Below are 18253 nucleotides of genomic sequence, written 5' to 3'. Positions count from 1 at the left end.
TCTCGCGCGAGGGTCTGACATTGAGCTGCAGCTCCAACTCATCACCGGACTCTCACCAGCCGCGCAGCAACCTCGCATCGCAGCACCTTTACACCGGCGGGGTAACCCAATCGCCATGCCGGAGCACCCCGGTGAGCCTAAGCCCGGAATCAACTACAACAACGTCTGCCAGCATCCCGGCGGCAAGGTCGCCCACCTCGGAAGAGAGGCCGAGGACTTCAGCCGGAACACTGCTTGCCGCCAGCACCGCATGCTGCAGCGGGACCCCGGCGTCCACGGAAACCCTCACCACATCCAGCAGTGTGGCCGTACCGCCGGCGATGGCACCCGTGGCGTCCACCCGCGCCACGCCCTGCTCTACGGTGACCGCCAGCGTCCCAAGCCGGTAGCCGCCGTCGTGCAGTCCCGTGGCGGCCATCGAATCGGTGACCAAGGCGACGTTCCCGGCACCCACCAGGTCGAACACCAGCTTGATGGTCTCCGGCGCCACGTGGACGCCGTCGCCGATCAGTTCCACCACTGCCTCTCCGGCGCGGGCGGCACTGAGGCTTGCAGCGACAGGGCCGGGGGACCGGTGGTGCAGCGGCGGCATGGCATTGAACAGATGCGTGACCGTAGGCCGCAGCCTGCCCGTGGCAGCAAGTGAACCACGCAGTTCGGAGGCTGCCCGGTCAAGGAAAGCCGCGGCCGTGGAATGCCCGGCGGCCGTGTGCCCCAGCGAAGGGATCACCCCGCGGGATGCCAGCAAATCGAGCAGCCCAGTGGCACCCGGAAGCTCTGCGGCAAGCGTCATGGATCTGAGGGAGGGCCCGGCGGCTTCCAAAAGTTGATCCATCAGGGCGGCGTCCGGGTCCAGCAGCAATCCGGGGTCGTGGGCGCCGCATTGGGACGATGCGAGGAACGGTCCCTCAAGGTGGGACCCGGCAGTCAGAACTTCCCCGGCCACCGTCCGCAGCACACTCAGGTTGCGTATCAGGTCCTTTGGCGACCCTGTCACCAGGCTGGCCAACAGGGTTGTGGTGCCCCGGCCGTGGAGGTACCGCGCCGCGGCCCGGGCGCCGTCCAGGGAACCTTCCGAAAAGTCGTTTCCGTGGGCGCCGTGGCAGTGCAGGTCCACCAAGCCGGGAAGGAGGATGCGTCCGGCGGACGCGGTGTCGCCCGCGGGCAGGGACAGCCCAGGGAAGTCCGACGCCGGACCCGCGTACGTGATGCGGCGGCCGTCCACAGCCACCACAGCGTCGGCGATGTCCAGGCGTCCGGTGACCACGCGCCCGCGCAGGATCAGTTTGTTGCTCACGTCGTCAGGCCTCCCGCAGCGGATTATTCCACAGCAGGATGCCCCGGGCGGGTACCGGCCGGGGGCATCCTTGGTCCAGTCCAGGGACCTTGAGTCCCAGCGCGATGAGCGGACGGGACGGTACACGCACCGGTGGCGCATGAAACAAGCGGCGCATGAAGCAGGCGGGCAGGACCCGATTGTCCTGCCCGCCTGCTGTTGGTTGCTCGCCGCTGAGAGCGCGGCCGGGTTTCTGACGCCTAGTCCGGGCTGTTGTCCGTGCCGGCGCGGGTCGACTTGCTCATCTGGAACCGCGGGATGTCCCCGGGATTCGGGCCGCCGCGGAACTTGGGTGAGGGCTCCTGGCCCTCGCTGATCCGCTGCAGTTCCTGGTCCTGGAAGTCTTCTTCCTTCCCGAGCATCACCGCGGAGTCGTGGTTGGTGATCTCGCCCTTGAAGGCCCGGACCATGACGCTGCGGTCAAACTGGCCCTCCCACTTGGAGACAACGAACGTGGCCACGCAGTTGCCCAGCAGGTTGACCACCACGCGCATGGAGTCCATCAGCCGGTCCGCACCGAGCAGGAGCGCGACGCCGGCCACCGGGAAGATCCCCAGCGCAGCGGCCGTGGCGGAGAGTGCCAGGAAGGACGATCCCGGGACTCCGGCCATGCCCTTGGAAGTGAGCAGCAGGACGCCCAATGCGGCGAGCTGCTGGCCGAGGTCCAGGTTGTGGCCGAAGGCCTGTGCCAGGAAGAGCAGCGAAATGGAAAGGTAGATGGCTGCACCGTCGAGGTTGAAGGAGTATCCGGTGGGAACCACCAGGCCGGTAGTGGCGCGGGAGCAGCCGGCATTGGTCAGCTTGGTCATGATCCGGGGCATGACTGCTTCGGTGGAGGCGGTGCCCAGGGCCAGGAGGAACTCCTCGCGGGTGTATTTGAGGAACTGCCACAGCGGCACGCGGGCGGTCATCCAGGCGACGGCGAAGAGCAGTCCGATGAAGACGACGGCGGCTCCGTAGCAGGCGGCGATCAGCACGGCGTAGGTGCTGAGCGTGCTGAGGCCGTACTGGCCGATGATGAAGGCCATGGCACCGAAAGCACCGATGGGTGCCACCTTCATGATCCAGGACATGATCTTGAAGATCAGCTCCAGGACGGTTTCCATCAGGCTGATGACCGGCATGCACCGCTCGCGGCCGATGACCACAATGGCTGCACCGAAGAAGACCGAGAAGAACAGGACCTGCAGGAGGCTGTTGCTGGCGAAGGCGCCGATCACGCTGGCGGGGATGACGTCCAGGATGAAGGATGCCGCATCCTTGGGTGCGGCAGAGCCGGTTTTGGCGTCGAGGTCCGCCTGCGACAGGGTGGCGGGGTCAATGTTCAGGCCTGCTCCGGGCTGGACTACGTTGCCCACCACCAGGCCGAAGAGCAGTGCGAACAGGGTGGCCGCCGTGAAATAGACCAGGGCCTTGACCCCAACCCTTCCAACCGCTTTGACGTCGCCTACGGCCGAAATGCCGGTGACGATCACCAGGAAGATCAGCGGCGCGATGATCATCTTGATGAGTTTGATGAAGCCATCTCCGAGCGGCCTCAGCTGTGATCCGAGGTCCGGCCAGAAATGCCCTATGAGGACACCTGCCACGACGGCGATCAGAATCTGGAAGAAGAGCGACTTATACAGCGGCTTCCTCTTCGCGGGCACCGAACTCGCCTTCAGTGCCTCAGGGTTGGGGATCTTCATTGACCTTTGCCTCTTCGATTCGGGAACAGCCCGGGGACGCCCGGGGCTTATGGCAAAAGTAACCCCGGTCACATCAATTCCGCAAGGGGAAAATCCATTTCCACAATGCGAAATGCTTAAATTCAGTTTGTGACTGCTGCGCCCTTCCCGGAGTCGCCTGGGCCGCCGGGAAGCGTGTCCACAGCCTGCAGCACGCGTTGCGCCAGTTCAGCGGCGGGAAGGGACGCATCCACCCGGATAAAGTCGCCAAATTCCGGCAGCCCCGCGTAGGCATCCCGGAAGGCGGACAGGTCCGCAAGGGTTTCGGAATCGGTTCCGCGCGCCGTGATCCGGCGGTGCGCTTCGGCCGGCTCCAGGTCCAGGTGTACGACGGCGGCGGGCTGGGGAAGTGCCGCGAGAAGCCAGGGCAGGAAGCGCCCGCGCGGCAGTCCCTTCATGGTGCGCAGGGCAAGCTGGCAGTGGAGGTGGCGGTCCATGACCACCACGCCATCGAAGCAGTGGGCCCGGAGGTGGGACACCAGCACGTTGGAGACCCGCAGGAGTGTTTCGGCGGCGTCCGCGGCCTTGACTGGCAGTTGCACACCCCACCGGGCAGCCAGGACGGACATGGTGCGCCGGCCTGCATGGTTGCTCAGGAGCATTGCCCTGCCGCCGCGTGCCCGGACAGCCTGCACCAGGGCGCGGGCCGCTGTCGACTTGCCCGAGCCGTCGATGCCGGTGAGGACGATGATCATGGGGCCTCCTTCCGCCACTTCCTACAACGCAGGCAGGCCGGCCATCGTCCCGGCTGAGGCCGAACTCACAGAAAGCGCCACAGAAAGTAGGCTGGAACCCGCGGCGTGCTTCCCCGGAAGCGCCCGCAGGACCAGCCAGCAACAACGGAAGGCAGGATCATGACCACACCGAACGACGAGCCGCGCAACACCGCGGACCTCCGTGGCCCCGGCGACCCGGACGAAGCCCGGGACAACGCGGAACAGGTCACCGAAGCCCCGCAAAGCGGCCAGCACCCGGAGCAGCCCCACGCTGCCAACATCCGGGAAGAGCAGCAGGCCCACGCTGCCGGGGCCGTGCCGGCGTCGTACGTGGGAAGCGGCGGGACTGCCGGCAGCGAGGATGCAGACCCTGCGGACGGCGGGCAGGAGCGCAAGCCTGAGGAAGCGCTGAAGGATCCCGGGACCTGGGACGACGACGTCTAGGATGATCAGCCGTACCGATGTGGATGAGGCCGCCCAGCGGATTGCCGGCCTCACCCGGCTGACACCCGTGCTGGAGGCAGACAGCAGCCAGTACGCCGGCCCGGTCTGGTTCAAGTGCGAATTCCTGCAGCACACCGGAAGTTTCAAGGCGCGCGGTGCGCTGAACCGGATCCTGGCCAGCCAGGAACGCGGGGAGCTGACCCCGGCGGGCATCGTGGTGGCTTCGGGAGGCAACGCCGGGCTGGCCAACGCCTACGCAGCCGCCCGGCTTGGCGTGCCTGCAACGGTCTTCGTCCCCGCCGCGGCACCCGCCGTCAAGGTCGCGAAGCTCAGGGACATCGGCGCCGCCGTCGTGCAGGGCGGCGCGGAATACGCGGTGGCTTACGAGGCAGCGGTGGCGCATGCTGCTGAGACCGGCGCGGTGTACTGCCACGCGTATGACCAGCCGGAGATCGCGGCTGGCGCGGGGACGGCGGGCTTGGAACTGCTGGACCAGGTGCCCGGTGTGGACACGGTCCTGGTGGCCGTGGGCGGTGGGGGGCTCATGGCCGGAATTGCCGCGGCCGTGGAAGGGCACGCCAAGGTAGTGGCGGTGGAGCCCGAAGGCGCACCCACCCTGCACGCTGCGCTGCGCGCGGGGAGCCCGGTGGATGTGGCCGTGTCAGGGGTCGCGGCAGACTCGCTGGGTGCCCGAAGCATCGGGGCGATCGGCTTCGCGGTGGCGGTCCGCGCCGGCGTCGAAAGCGTCCTGGTGACGGATGCGGACATCATCGCCGCCCGGAGCGCACTATGGAACAGCTACCGCATCGTGGTGGAGCACGGTGCCGCGGCTGCCTACGCGGCCCTGCTGTCCGGCGCGTACGTGCCGGGACCGGGCGAACGCGTGGCCGTGGTCCTTTGCGGCGCCAACACGGATCCGGCCACTCTGTAGGCGGCCGGATCCGCCGCGCCAAAAACCGTTGGGCTGGCTAGCTGCAGAAGCGGCTGTAGGTGCCGCTGGCCTGCTCGTAACCGGACTGGAGTTCGGCCAGTTTGGCCTCGTCCGGGGTTTCCTTCGCCTGCTCATCCGTGTACTCCAGGATGGACTGCAGCGCGGGCTTGAGGTCATCCGAGGCAACCGCGTGGATGGGGCGGATCTGGTTGGCCAGGCGGTTCATGCCCGTCTTGCCGGCACCGTTGGCGGGGTTCGACACAACGGACTGAATACGCTCGCAGGTTTCGGTGGTGGAAAGCTGGTGGGAAGCGGAGCAGGCCGTGGCGGAGGCAAGGAGGCCTGCGGCGAACAGGACTGTGGCGAGTTTCTTCATGGATCCCTCAGTAGTCGATTGAGGGTTCGATTGTAAGCAGAATGGGGGCTTCGATGCCTTGGCGGTCATGATGCAGGCGCTTAAAATTACTAGACCATCGTGCGGAGCTGCCGCAGATTGGCCCCGCGCATCACCCGCCAATTAAGGATCCAGCATGCGCCGAACAGTTCATCGCCGCACCGCCGCAGGACTCATCGCCCTCTTCGCGCTGCTAGCGCCATCCGCCGTCCCCGCCTCGGCATCGCCGCCTTCCCGCGACGTCATAGTGCTCGACGGCGCCAATTCCGCCGAGGGCATCGCCGAGGGCCGCGGGACTACTTTCTATGCCGGCGAGCTGATGACCGGCGACATTTTCAAAGGCGACATCCGTGGCGGGAAGGCAGAGCGCTTCATTGACGTCTCCACCTTCGATTCAAACCCCCGGATGGCTGTGGGGCTAAAGTATGACGAGCGCACCAACCTGATCTTCGTGGCTGGCGGCGGTACCGGCAAGGCCTTCGTCTATAACGCGAGGACCGGCAAGGACGCGGGCGCCGTCGAGCTGGCGCCTGGCTTCATCAACGACGTCACCGTCACCAAGGACGGCGCGTGGTTCACCAACTCCAAGCGTCCGGAACTGTACTTCGTCCCGGTCAGCCGCTCGGGCAAGTTGGGGAAGGTGGAGACGAGGACCCTCAATGATCCGTCTCTCGCCCTGTCCGATCCGGCAAACCAGTTCGGCCTCAACGGCATAGCATCGGCCAAGGGCGGGAAAGTCCTGATCGTTGCACATACGTTCAACGAGGCCGTTTATGCCGTGGATCCCGAGACCGGCGATACCGCGAAGATCGACACCCCCGCGCTGCCCTACGTTGACGGCATCCTGGTGAAGGGCCGCACCCTGTGGGCCGTCCAGAACCAGCAGGACAAGATCGCCCGCATCAAGCTCTCCGGCGATCTTTCAGCCGGCACGCTCAAGGAAGAGATCACCAGCAAGAACTTTGACGTCCCCACCACTGTGGCCAAATTCGGCGATACCCTTGCCGCGGTGAACGCCAAGTTCAACAAGATGCCCCCACCCACGCAGTATGAAGTGGTGCTGGTCCCCGCCCGAAGCCACGACGACGGCAGCAGCCACGGCCAGGACGAGGACTGACAAAACCCTGGCTGGCAGCAAACCGTCGCCAAAACCGGGTTTCGCGGCGGCTGCTGCCAGTCAGTTGGGGCTGGTCTAAGCCAGGTCAGACGGTGCGGGGTGCCTTCGCCAGGTTGTCCTTCAGCTCGGCGGCGTTCTGCCGCTTAACGTAGGCGGGCCGGTCGCGCTCAACACGCCAGCTTTCCTCCAGCAGGCCCACATTGACGGTATCGAAGCCGAACTCGTCGTACAGGTTGGCCACCAGCTCGGCGGCCTCCGGGTAGTCGCTGGCGGTGGCCAGGGCGCGGCGGTTGTCCGTGCCTGCCGGGGTGCCGTCCGTGGTGATGTCCTTGGCCATGATGTGGTTGAAGCCCTTGGCCACCTTTGACTGGGGCAGGTGTTCCTGCAGCAGGCCGGAGGTGGTGGCTTCGCCGTTGTCCAGGGCCGGGACGCGGCCGTCGCGCTCCCAGTAATAGTTGTTGGTGTCGATGACGATCTTGCCTGCCAGCGGCTCCGCCGGGACGTCCTTGTAGTTCTTCAGCGGCACCGTGACCACGGCGAAGTCGCCCGCCGCGGCCGCCTCAGCTGCGGTTGCCGCCCGTGCCTTCGGACCAAGCTCTGCCACGAGGTCCGCAAGGGTCTCCGGTCCGCGAGAGTTGCTGATGACTACGTCGTAGCCCAGCTCCACCGCCTTCCGGGCAACCTGGCTTCCAATATGTCCTGCACCGATGATTCCGATTGTTGTCATACGTGCGGCAACAGCGGCTTCCATGAAGTTATTTCAGGCAACTTTCGGGAATAAATCGGCCGGTTGGCAGCTACTTTCCCAGGTAGCGTCCGGGCCGGTGGTTCAGCGCCAGGATGAGGTTCAGCAGTGTGGCGCCGGCTGCGGAAAGAAGCACCATCAGCGGGGACACCACGGCAAGTGCCGCCAGCACGATGGCCACGTCCAGCACCATTTGCACATACCCGGCACGCCATTTCAGCTTGTCCTGGAGCAGCAGCGCCAGGATGTTGAAGCCGCCCAGGCTGGACTGGTGCCGGAACAGGATCAGGAGTCCCACGCCGGCCAGCAGGTTTCCGGCCGCAACGCCGTAGGCGGGGTCCAGCTCCAGGGACCCGAAGGCCCACGGGTGCAGGCTGGCCATCACCGAGACCAGCGCGATGGCCGCCCCGGTGCGCAGGGCGAAGTTCCAGCCTTTCTTCCAGATGGCGAGGGCGAAGAACGGCAGGTTCACGGCCGTGAAGATGACCCCGAACGGCAACGGGACGGTGTAACTGAGCAGCAGGGCCAGCCCCGCGGTGCCGCCGGTCACGGCCTCACTGGACTTGAGCAGGAAAAGGCCCAGCGACGCGGCGAACGTCCCGGTCAGAATGCCCAGGACATCCTCAATCACCGAATGGCGGACGGCCGACGGCGGGGCGGCGGGTACCGTCGTCGTCATGCCCTGCGCGGGCGTTGCGTCTGCCGGGGCCGGGGTGGGAAGGGTTGAGGTACTCACTGGGCGGCGAACCGTTCCCGGTGGGCGAGGACAGCCAGCACGCGATCGTTCGTTGCCTGGTCCGCGAGGCTGATCCGCACACCGTCACCGGCATAGCCGCGGGCCAGGATGTCTGCCGCGGACAGGGCGTCCAGGAGCTGCCCGCGCAGTTCGTCGGAGGCGCGGATCCAATAGAAATTGGCCTGGCTGTCCGGGACGTCCCAACCGGATTCCCGCAGGCTTTCAATCACGCGGGTGCGTTCCTCCACCACGGTGTTGGTGCGGTGGGCAAGCTCGTCCGCGGCTGCCAGCGAAGCGATGGCTGCGGCCTGGGCCATCCGGTTCACGCCAAACGGAATGGCAGTCCGGCGCAGGCCGTCCGCCACTGACGGGCGGGCAATGGCATAGCCGATCCGCAGCCCCGCCAGGCCGTAAGCCTTGGAGAAGGTGCGCAGGATGCAGAGGTTGGGGTACCGGCGGTAGAACGACAGCGAGTCCAGGCCGGAGCCGCGCTGGTACTCCACATACGCCTCGTCCAGCACCACCACAACGTGCGGCGGTACTGCCCGCAGGAACTCCTCCAACGCGTCGGCCCCGATGGACACTCCGGTGGGGTTGTTGGGCGAGCAGAGGAGCACCAGCCGGGTGCGGTCCGTGATGGCGGAGGCCATGGCCGGGAGGTCGTGGTGCTCGGTGTCCAGCAGGGGAACGGGCACCGGCCGGGCGCCGGCCACCGTGACCAGGATGGGGTAGGCCTCGAAGGAACGCCACGCGAACACCACTTCATCACCGGCGTCGCAGACGGCTGTGATGATCTGCTGCAGCACGCCGGAACTGCCCGGCCCCGCGGCGATTTCATCCGCAGTGACGCCCACGTGCCGGGCAATCGCCTCCCGCGCGTCCACCACGCCCATGTTCGGGTACCGGTGCATCCGGGAGACCTCGGCGGCCACCACGTCGACGACGGAGGGCAGCGGAGCGAAATGGCTCTCGTTGGAGGCCAGGGCGGCGGTCAGTTGGGACTCGGCGCTCTTGCCGGCAACGTACGCGGGAAGCTGGGCGACGGCGGCGCGAAGCGCGGGAGCGGCCGCTTCGGGAAGGGTGCTGGTCATGCCAGCATCGTGGGGCAGAATCGGGCTTCTGCGCAACACAGCCGGTTCCAACAGGACAGATCATGATGTCCTGGTGGTTTTCGGTGGCAAAATGCTCACTATGCACCGCATCGACGCCCTTGACGCAGAGATCCTCCTCACACTCGACCAGGACCCACAAGCCACAGTCCTTTCGCTGTCCCGGTCGCTGGGGGTGGCCCGCAATACCGTCCACGCCAGGTTGCGGCGGCTGGTGAACGACGGCAGCCTGGCACCGTTCAGCCAGCGGGTCCGCACCGAGGCCCTGGGGCTGCCGCTGATCGCGTTCATCTCGATCTCCATCAGTCAGTCCGCCAGCGACGAAGCCACGGCGGCGCTGCGGACCGTTCCGGAAATCATCGAGATGCACGCCACCACCGGCGACGCGGACCTGCTCGCGAAAGTCGCCGCAAAGGACCCAGCCGACTTGCACCGGGTGACCAACGCGATGCTGGCGATTGCCGGCGTCGTACGCACCAGCACGGCAATGTCCCTGGTAGAGGTCATGCCTACCCGGACGCTGCCCCTCCTCGAAGCGGTGGCCGCCCGCAAAGCCGGTGGCTGAGCTTGCCGAAACCATCAACGCGCGCTCACTGGTGGTGCCTTTTTCGCGGAAGCGCGCTCACTGGCAGAGGATCAGGCGAGTAGCTCCAGGGCGTCAATGAGCTCATCCACGAACGCCGTGAGGATGGCGGGCTGGGCGCGGCCGGTCATGGTCTGGATCTGCCCGTGCCGCTGCCGCAACACCGGATGGTCCAGATGAACCGTCACCAGTTCCTCGCGGTCCCGCCGGTCAAGGGACAGGCCGCCCACCAGGGACACGCCGACGCCGGACCGGGCGAACTGGATCACCGGGTTGATGTGGTCCGACTGCAGCGTGATGGACGGGGTGAGGCCTTCGATCTGCATGGCGAGGTCGAACAGCTCCCGCTGGCTTGACCCGGGAGCCGTGACCGCCAGCTTGTAGCGGCACAGGTCCTTAAGGGTGGTGGTCTGCTGCTCGGCGAGCGGGTGGTCCGGAGAGACCAGCGCGAAGGCCACGGGTGTTGGGGTGGAATGCTCCACGGTCACCTTTGACTGCGGGCCCAGGGAGAACACCACGGCGACGTCGGCCTCGCCCTCCGCCACGCGGCGGGTCCCTTCGGATGAGGAAACGACGTCGAGGTGGAATTCGACGTCGTCATGCTGGCGGCTGAGCCCGGCGATCGCCGAGGGGACCCACACCCTGGCGAAGCCTTCCGCGCAGGCCACCCGCAGGGTCCTCGTCTTCCGCTGCATGGAGACCAGCAGCTCCTCCCGGACGGCGGCACCCTCCGCCTCAGCCCGCCGCACGTAAGCCAGCAGGAGCCTGCCTGCCTCCGTCAGTTCCACGCCCCGGGCATGCCGGTGGAACAGCGGCATGCCGAGCGAAGTTTCGAGCTTGTTGATCTGGCGGCTGATGGCGGATGCGGACACGTGAAGCTTTGTGGCGGCCTCGGTGAGCGTGCCCTCCTGCGCCACGGCGTCAAAGTACAGCAGCGCCGGAGTCAGCATGTTCATGGTCGCAGCCTGTTCTGCAGGTTTGCATGAAAGTCAACGCTCATCGACAAAACGATACTGGTTGTTTGCGCCTGGGACACCTAACTTTGGACTCACGCCATAAGAACAGAGGAAGTACGTAATGCAGGAACGCAAGCAATTGTTGGCCGCAGCAGCGGAGTTTGTGGACTCCGGCCGCTTCCGGGAGGATTTGGCCCGGCTGGTCTCCTACCCCACGGAGAGTTTCAGTCCGCAGGGACGCATTGCACTGAAGTCATACCTTGATGACGTTATCGGCCCTGCTTTCCTGGCAATTGGCTGCACCGTAGACCGGTTCGACTCCTGGCGGGGCGGCACCAACTCCTTCCTGGTGGCCACCCGGCACGAGGATCCTGAGCTCCCCACCGTTCTTTGCTACGGCCACGCTGACGTCACCGACGGCCAGGCCGGAGAGTGGAGCGCCGGCCGTAACCCCTGGACGCTCAGCGACGAGGGCGACCGCTGGTACGGCCGCGGCGCCGCCGACAACAAGGGCCAGCACTGGATCAACATGGTTTCGCTCCGGCTCCTGCTCGAACAGCAGGGCCGCCTGGGCTTCAACCTGGTGTTCCTGCTGGAAGGAGCAGAGGAGATCGGCTCCCCGGACCTGGCCGACTTTGCCGCGGATCACCAGGACCTGCTCCGGGCCGACGTCTTCATCGGCTCCGATGGTCCCCGCCTCGCCGCCGGGAGCCCCACGGTCTTCCTGGGCGCACGCGGCGGCGTCAGCTTCGAACTGATTGCAGACCTCCGCGCTGGCTCGTACCACTCAGGAAACTGGGGCGGGCTCCTGCGGAACCCGGCCACCACGGTGGCGGCCGCAGTCGCTTCCCTGGTGGACGGCCACGGCACTATCCAGCTGCCCGGCCTGCTCCCGGCGGGCATCCCGGACTCCGTCACTGCCGCGCTGGACGTGCTGGACCTGGTGGCGAATCCCGGCGACCCCCAGGCGGATCCTGCCTGGGGAGACCAGACGCTGAGCCCGGCTGAGCGCCTCTACGCGTGGAACACCCTTGAGGTGCTGGCCTTGGGAGCAGGCAATCCGGACAAACCCGTCAATGCCATTCCGGGGACCGCCCGGGCCGCGTTGCAGTTGCGGTTCGTGCCCGGGACGGACGTGGCCAACCTTGATGCGGCCATCCGCAAACACCTGGACGCCGCGGGCTTCGGCATGGTGGAGCTCAAAATGGGCACCTCATTCGCCGCCAGCCGCATCGATCCGGACAATCCCTGGGTAGCCTGGGCCGCGAACTCGCTGGCTGCAAGCACCGGCCGTGAGGCCACTGTCCTGCCCAACATCGGCGGCTCCCTGCCCAGCTACGTCTTCGCTGATGTCCTGGACCTCCCCACCCTCTGGATCCCGCACTCCCACCCGGGGTGCCAGCAGCATGCCCCAGACGAACACCTCCTGGTGGAAGTGGCCCGGGAAGGCCTGCAGATCGCCAGCGGCCTGTTCTTCGACTTCGCCAATTCACACAGCCCCGCGTCTACCAGCGTGGACCGGCCCGCCCTGACCGTCAGCTCCGTATCCTGAACCCTGGAGTTCCCATGACCATTCCCCAGCAAAAGAACCAGAGCACGGCCCGCGCCGCCGTTGAGGCGCCTGGCGCAGCGCCCGATTCCAAGGCAGCCACCCGGGGGATTGTTGCCGCCACCATCGGCAACGCCCTCGAATGGTTCGACATTGCCATCTACGCGCTGCTGGCCATCTACATCGGCCGGAACTTCTTCCCCAGCAGCGATCCCGGCGTCGAACTCATCCAGGCGTTTGCCGTGTTCGGCGTCTCCTACCTCATCCGTCCCCTGGGCGGACTGGTGCTGGGGTCGTTTGCCGACCGCCATGGGCTGAAGAAGGGCCTGACTGTCACCATCCGGCTGATGGTCCTGGGCACCGCATTGCTGGCGTTCATGCCGAACTACGGCACCATCGGGATCCTGGCCCCCATCGGCATCGTCCTGGCGCGGCTTATCCAGGGCTTCTCCGCCGGCGGGGAATTCGGCGCCGCCACCGCCTACCTCATCGCCCAGAACGGCAAACGCAAAGGCTTCCTTGGCAGCTTCCAGTTCGCCAGCCAGGGGCTGGGAAGCCTGCTCGCAGCAATCTTTGTCGCCGTCCTGACCACCGTCCTGACCGATGCGCAGATGACCGAATGGGGCTGGCGGATTCCGTTCCTCTTCGGATTGCTGGTGGGACCGGCAGGATTCCTGATCCGCCGGGAGATGAAGGAAGTGCCTGTTCAGGGGGGCGCCGCGGAGGAAAAGCATTCCCCCATCCGGGACGTGTTCGCCACGCAAAAGACAGGGATGCTGCTGGCCGGCGGAGCCCTGGCGGTATCCACAGCGCTGAACTTCATCCTGCAATACATGCCCACCTTCGCCATCAAGGAACTGGGGCTCGAGCCAGGTATCTCGTTCACCTCGCTGATCATTACCGGTGTCATCCTGACCTTCGGAACACCAGTGGTGGGGCACCTCTCGGACAAATACGGCAGGCTCAACATCATGGTGCCCACCGTGGTGGTCCTGCTGCTCGCCGTCGTACCCCTCTTCATGTGGGTCATCAATGCGAAGTCCTTCCTGGTGCTGGCACTGGTGATGACCATCCTCGGCCTGCTCAAGGCCGCCTATTTCGGCGCGCTGCCCTCCGTCATGTCGGATTCCTTCGACGTCCGGACACGCGCAACGGGGTTGTCCTTCAGTTACAACACGGCCGTGGTGGCCTTCGGCGGATTCACGCCGATGATTGCCGCCTTCCTGGTGCAGCAGACCGGGCAGGCCGTGGCACCGGGCTACTACCTGGCCGTGGTGGCCATCATCAGCCTCGTTGCCCTCGCTGCCGGTGTGAAGCTCCGCGGCATCCGGTAAGCCATCCGGCGCCCGCTCACCGCGGCGCAGCTTCCCGCGTCACCCGCGCAGCGCTGGCAGATTGTGGGAAGACGCCCGCTCACCTCTTTCCACTCGGAGCAGGGGTGAGCGGGCGTTTCGGCGTAAGCAGCCAAAGATGAGAGAACGTTCGGCCTTTGAGCCCGGCAAGTGAGCGCGCGTCGCAGGGGAGAAGGAACGTAACGGAACAATTTCTCCCAATCATTAACGGTCAAACCCTTGACCAGCTTTGTCATCCATTGATAAACCAGAAGGGCAGAAAGCGTTTACCATCCAACGCGAACTCCCGGCCCACCTTCACGAAACGGTGCGCTTCCGCATGGTTGAAACGTTCCAAACTGTTGAGCGGCAGACTCAGCTGCCGCCGCATCAAAGGAGATGTTCTTTTGGTTTACCACTCGCAGTGTTCCCCCATATCCCGGGCCGGCAGGGCCCGGAAAGCAGCACCCCTCGCAGCAGCTGCGGCGTCCCTCACCGCCGCAGCACTGGCCTTTGCCGGAGTTCCGCTGGCCCAGGCAGACCAGGCCACGGCATCGGGACAGTCTGCAGCACAAGGCCAGTCCACAGCACCGGGCCAGGCCGCAAAGACGGCCCTCAAGCGCCAGGTGGAAAACCTGGACCGGGCACCCGTGGCCGTGCTGACAGACCAGGGCGTCACCCTGGGCTGGCGCATGCTCGGGCTGGACAAGGACAGCGTGGGCTTCCAGGTGCTGCGTGACGGCAAGCAGATCACAAAGGAGCCCATCCGGGACACCACTACTTTCGTTGACCCCGACGGGACGGCGCAGTCCAAGTACGTCATCAAGACAGTAGGCAACGGCAATGGCCAGGTCAAGCTCAGCGCCGAGTTCACCCCGCTGGCGCAGAACTACCTGGCCATCAAACTGGACAAGCCGGCGGACGGCGTCAGCAAGGACGGGAAGCCTTACACCTACAGCGCCAACGACTCCACGGTGGCGGACCTGGACGGCGACGGCGCCTACGAGATCATCCAGCTTTGGAATCCGTCCAACGCCCAGGACAACTCCAAGTCCGGCTTCACGGGCAACGTCTACGTCGATGCCTACAAGATGGACGGCACCAGGCTCTGGCGCATCGACCTGGGCAGGAACATCCGTGCCGGCGCGCACTACACCCAGATGCTGGCCTATGACTTCGACGGCGACGGCAAAGCCGAGGTGTCGTTCAAGACAGCAGACGGCACCACGGACGCAGCCGGCACCGTCATCGGCGACGCCGCGGCGGACTACCGCAACAGCGCTGGCTACGTCCTGTCCGGCCCCGAATTCCTCACTGTCTTCAACGGGGCCACGGGCACCATCATGGACACCGTTCCCTACGACCCGCCCCGGGGCAGCGTCGCTGCCTGGGGAGACAACTACGGGAACCGCGTGGACCGGTTCCTGGCCGGCGTGGCCTACCTCGACGGCGAAAAGCCGTCCATGATGTTCAGCCGCGGCTACTACACCCGCACCGTCCTGGTCACCTATGACCTGGTGGACGGCAAGCTGGTGAAGCGCTGGACCTTCGACTCGGACATCGCCGGTGCCGAATACAAGGGCCAGGGCAACCACAACCTTTCGGTGGCGGATGTGGACCAGGATGGCAAGGATGAGTTCGTCTTCGGCTCCATGACCATCGACGACGACGGCAAGCCCCTCTACAACACCAAGCTGGGCCACGGCGACGCCATTCACACCGGCGACCTGGACCCGTCGCGGCCCGGCCTGGAAACGTTCGCGGTGCACGAGAGCATGAGCCAGAGCGGCAATCGCGGCGCCACCTTCCGGGATGCCGCCACCGGGGAGGTCCTGTGGAGCATTCCGGCCATCAAAGACACAGGACGCGGCGCCACCGGAGATATCGATCCGCGCTTCCCCGGCTCGGAAAGCTGGGCCGTGGGCGGGGATGCCGCCTGGAACTCGTCCGTCGGCTACCTGATGTCCGCCAAGGGCGAGCGGATCTCGGACAAGATCCCGGCCGCGAACTTCATGGCCTGGTGGGACGGCGACCTGCTGCGTGAAATCGTGGACCATGAGTTCGACACCGAAGCGGGCATGGGCGTACCCACCATCTCCAAGTGGAACTGGGAGACCGAAACCAGCGACCGGCTGCTGACGGCCACCGGCGCCCGCACCAACAACCACACCAAGGGTAACCCGTCGCTCCAGGCCGACCTGCTGGGCGACTGGCGCGAGGAACTGGTCTTCCCGTCCACCGACAGCACCGAGCTGCGGATCTACACCAGCACCTCGCCCACCGAGGTCCGGCTCCGCACGCTGATGCACGATCCGATGTACCGGACCGGCGTGGCACGCGAGACCGTGGGCTACAACCAGCCGCCGCACCCGAGCTTCTTCATTGGCGAGGGTATGGAGACGCCGGCTGCGCCGTCCGTCTTCTACGCCGGCAAGGCGAAGTAGCAAACACCGCTGGACAGTAAAGCACCGCCCGCCTCGGGAAGAGGCGGGCGGTGCTTTGCTTCGAACTAAAAACGTACGACGACGGCACTCGCCTGGGCGGGCCAACTGCCGGACGCGTCGGTCCGTCAGTGCTGGCCGAGGTTGCCGCTCACCGGGGGCAGGCCCCCGTCCGGGCGGCGCTCATCTTCGCGGCGTTCGCCGGCGCTGAATTCTTCGCCTTCGCGCGTTTCGTCGGATTCGCCCGTGGTGTCCACCAGGCCGTTGGTCTGGTCGAACGGGTGGCCAATCCTGTCATCGCCCAAATCCGCAACCGAACCGTCGGCAACTGAACCTTCCGAGACCGGACGCTCGGCGGCAGGGCCGCTCAAGCCGGCTGCCGCCGTCGTGCCCGTGACATCTGTCCCGCTGTCGGCAACGCCTACCCCGCTGCCCGTGGCGTTTATGGTCGTGTCGGTGGGGATCGGCGTGACGGTGACGGGCTCGCCGGTAGCCACTGGGGTGACCGTTTCGTCGGCGCCGACGGTGGTGTCCTTGTTGCCGCTGGCAGCCATGGCCGCTGCAGCGCCGGCCACTGCGGCTACGCCGACGCCGGCCGCCACCTTGCCCGAGACGCCTGCCTTGCCTGAGTCACCGCGGGAGGCGCCGGCGTGCTCAACACCGGGAGTACCCTGTGATGCGCCGGGGTTCACGCTGCCGCGCCAGGCTCCGCTCGCATAGCGTTCGTCCTCGATGAATTCCTTGAATTTCTGCAGGTCGGACTCGGCCTGGCGGTCCACGACGTGGAGCTTGTCGCCGATCTTCTCCACCACCCCTTCGGGCTCGTACTCGAGCGTCAGTCGGAGGGAGGTCTGGCCGCCGCCCACATCCTCGAATTCGACGGCTCCAGCATTGGTTGCGCCTTCCGTGGCGGCCCAGGAAACCTTCCGGTCCGGTACCTGCTCCAGGATCCTGGCCTCCCACTGCCGGCGGATGCCTCCGATTTCAGCCACCCACTCCAGCCGGTCGTCACTGAGTTGGGTGACGCTCTTGACGCCGCCCATGAAGTGCGGGAATTCCTCGAACTGGGTCCACTGGTTGTAGGCCGTGCTCACCGGAACGTTCACCAGAATGCGCTTTTCCACCTTCGTGCTCATAACGTCTCCTTCGCTCTGCTACCGGAAGCTGATGGCTCGGTAGAAATCATCAGCATGCTTACCAAGTTACCTTCCGGAGAAGCGGGTTTCCACCCCCTGATTTTGGGCGGCGGAGTGCCAGTGGAAGCACACGACGGGGACAGGGTCATGCGGCGGCTTCGGTCAGGGTGCCACCACCACCCCGTACGAGCCCTCGTTCAGCGGGTTGGCTGTCGCGGAGGGTGCCACCACGCCAAAGTCGTAACCCCGTGCCCGCAGAGCGTCGATGGTCCGGGCAAGGTAGGTCCACTGCGACGCGGGGCAGGACAGGACGTCGTTGCCGTCGTGAAGCAGGATGATCGCACCGGGTGCCGCTTCATCCAGGACGTACTTCTGCACGCCGGCCGCACCGGGGCATTCGTAGTCGCCGGGCTGGCCCACATGCCAGCGCCACTGGATGCCGCCGCTCATGCCGATGCTCCTGATGTAATTCAGCGAGTAGGACGTGCTGTTGCCGAACGGGAAGCGCATCAGCTTGGGCGTTGCGCCGGTGATGGCAGTGATGGCGGAGTTGGTGCGGTCAACCTCCTGCCGCTGCCTGGTCTGGCTCAGTTCCGGGAAGTTGGCGTGATCCCACGAGTGGTTGCCGATCACGTGCCCCTCGGCCTTGATCCTGCGGACGAGGTCAGGGTACTGCTGTGCGTGGTTGCCCTGGAGGAAGAAGGTGGCCTTGACCCCCTTCTGCTTGAGGACGTCGAGGACGAAGGCCGTGCGCTGGGCCGACGGGCCGTCGTCAAAGGTAAGGCCGATCAGCGGTTTGTCCGCCGCGTTGGCCGCCATGGGGCTGCCCACCAGCAGGGCCGCAGCCAGGCTCGCGGCAGCCAGGACCACGGCGGCAAATTTGCTTTTCATGGTGCTTGTTTCCCTTCCCAAGATCCTCGTGAACCTTGTTTAGGTGAAGCACCCTATGGCGCCCCGAAAGGCGGTGTAAACACGCTCCGGGCGTCGACTGGGTAACATCTG

Annotated in this window: 17 protein-coding genes; 7 read left to right on the top strand and 10 right to left on the bottom strand. The window is 66.0% G+C overall.

All coding sequences use genetic code 11. The features are described from left to right. Window positions 1-88: 88 nt before the first annotated feature. The 3 genes from UC32_RS10480 to UC32_RS10470 form a co-directional block, all read right to left on the bottom strand. Entirely contained in the window at window positions 89-1297 is a 1209-nt protein-coding gene (locus UC32_RS10480; protein ID WP_045731157.1) for an N-acetylglucosamine-6-phosphate deacetylase, read from the bottom strand. 239 nt (window positions 1298-1536) lie between these two features. After that, complete coding sequence (locus UC32_RS10475; RefSeq protein ID WP_045731156.1) at window positions 1537-3024, bottom strand: cation:dicarboxylate symporter family transporter; 1488 nt, start codon at window positions 3022-3024, stop codon at window positions 1537-1539. A 122-nt stretch (window positions 3025-3146) separates the two neighbouring features. Beyond that, a complete protein-coding gene (locus tag UC32_RS10470; RefSeq protein ID WP_045731155.1) occupies window positions 3147-3758 on the bottom strand; it encodes a dTMP kinase in 612 nt (203 codons plus the stop codon). Window positions 3759-3917: 159 nt separating this feature from the next. On the opposite strand from UC32_RS10470, the gene UC32_RS10465 reads away from it, so the two are divergent. After that, the gene (locus tag UC32_RS10465; protein WP_045731193.1) at window positions 3918-4223 is read left to right on the top strand and encodes a hypothetical protein; all 306 of its coding nucleotides are present in this window, start codon (window positions 3918-3920) and stop codon (window positions 4221-4223) included. 1 nt (window position 4224) lies between these two features. Then, the gene (locus tag UC32_RS10460; protein ID WP_045731154.1) at window positions 4225-5154 is read left to right on the top strand and encodes a threonine/serine dehydratase; all 930 of its coding nucleotides are present in this window, start codon (window positions 4225-4227) and stop codon (window positions 5152-5154) included. Window positions 5155-5191: 37 nt separating this feature from the next. Here UC32_RS10460 and UC32_RS10455 read toward each other — a convergent pair whose 3' ends face one another. Continuing rightward, entirely contained in the window at window positions 5192-5530 is a 339-nt protein-coding gene (locus UC32_RS10455; protein ID WP_045731153.1) for a hypothetical protein, read from the bottom strand. Window positions 5531-5684: 154 nt separating this feature from the next. Between UC32_RS10455 and UC32_RS10450 the strand changes: the two genes are divergently transcribed. Beyond that, window positions 5685-6665, top strand: a complete 981-nt coding sequence (locus tag UC32_RS10450) for an SMP-30/gluconolactonase/LRE family protein (protein ID WP_045731152.1) — start codon at window positions 5685-5687, stop codon at window positions 6663-6665. An 85-nt stretch (window positions 6666-6750) separates the two neighbouring features. Here UC32_RS10450 and UC32_RS10445 read toward each other — a convergent pair whose 3' ends face one another. From UC32_RS10445 to hisC, 3 genes are all read right to left on the bottom strand, one after another. Then, window positions 6751-7392 carry an NADPH-dependent F420 reductase gene (locus UC32_RS10445; protein WP_043794822.1) on the bottom strand — a complete coding sequence of 214 codons (642 nt, stop codon included), beginning with the start codon at window positions 7390-7392 and terminating at the stop codon, window positions 6751-6753. A gap of 70 nt (window positions 7393-7462) precedes the next feature. Further along, on the bottom strand, window positions 7463-8089 hold the full coding sequence (locus tag UC32_RS10440; protein WP_045731151.1) for a YitT family protein: 627 nt from the start codon (window positions 8087-8089) through the stop codon (window positions 7463-7465). A gap of 53 nt (window positions 8090-8142) precedes the next feature. Further along, on the bottom strand, window positions 8143-9237 hold the full coding sequence (gene hisC, locus UC32_RS10435; protein ID WP_045731150.1) for a histidinol-phosphate transaminase: 1095 nt from the start codon (window positions 9235-9237) through the stop codon (window positions 8143-8145). Between the two features lie 91 nt (window positions 9238-9328). On the opposite strand from hisC, the gene UC32_RS10430 reads away from it, so the two are divergent. Beyond that, window positions 9329-9820 carry an Lrp/AsnC family transcriptional regulator gene (locus tag UC32_RS10430; RefSeq protein WP_045731192.1) on the top strand — a complete coding sequence of 164 codons (492 nt, stop codon included), beginning with the start codon at window positions 9329-9331 and terminating at the stop codon, window positions 9818-9820. Window positions 9821-9891: 71 nt separating this feature from the next. On the opposite strand, the gene UC32_RS10425 is transcribed toward UC32_RS10430, so the two are convergent. Beyond that, on the bottom strand, window positions 9892-10794 hold the full coding sequence (locus UC32_RS10425; RefSeq protein WP_045731149.1) for a LysR family transcriptional regulator: 903 nt from the start codon (window positions 10792-10794) through the stop codon (window positions 9892-9894). Window positions 10795-10915: 121 nt separating this feature from the next. On the opposite strand from UC32_RS10425, the gene UC32_RS10420 reads away from it, so the two are divergent. From UC32_RS10420 to UC32_RS10410, 3 genes are all read left to right on the top strand, one after another. Next, window positions 10916-12346, top strand: coding sequence for a M20 family metallopeptidase (locus UC32_RS10420; protein ID WP_045731148.1), 1431 nt, complete (start codon window positions 10916-10918; stop codon window positions 12344-12346). 14 nt (window positions 12347-12360) lie between these two features. Next, on the top strand, window positions 12361-13677 hold the full coding sequence (locus UC32_RS10415) for an MFS transporter (RefSeq protein WP_045731147.1): 1317 nt from the start codon (window positions 12361-12363) through the stop codon (window positions 13675-13677). A gap of 404 nt (window positions 13678-14081) precedes the next feature. After that, window positions 14082-16118, top strand: a complete 2037-nt coding sequence (locus UC32_RS10410) for a rhamnogalacturonan lyase (RefSeq protein ID WP_045731146.1) — start codon at window positions 14082-14084, stop codon at window positions 16116-16118. 125 nt (window positions 16119-16243) lie between these two features. On the opposite strand, the gene UC32_RS10405 is transcribed toward UC32_RS10410, so the two are convergent. Both UC32_RS10405 and UC32_RS10400 read right to left on the bottom strand, forming a co-directional pair. Beyond that, window positions 16244-17251 (bottom strand): SRPBCC family protein, encoded by a 1008-nt coding sequence (locus UC32_RS10405; protein WP_045731145.1) that lies wholly within the window; start codon window positions 17249-17251, stop codon window positions 16244-16246. Between the two features lie 162 nt (window positions 17252-17413). Further along, window positions 17414-18142, bottom strand: coding sequence for a polysaccharide deacetylase family protein (locus tag UC32_RS10400; RefSeq protein ID WP_052690558.1), 729 nt, complete (start codon window positions 18140-18142; stop codon window positions 17414-17416). Between the last annotated feature and the right edge of the window lie 111 nt (window positions 18143-18253).

This window comes from Pseudarthrobacter chlorophenolicus, assembly GCF_000962805.1.
Lineage (GTDB): Bacteria > Actinomycetota > Actinomycetes > Actinomycetales > Micrococcaceae > Arthrobacter > Arthrobacter chlorophenolicus_A.
This window is presented reverse-complemented; position numbering and strand designations above follow the sequence as displayed.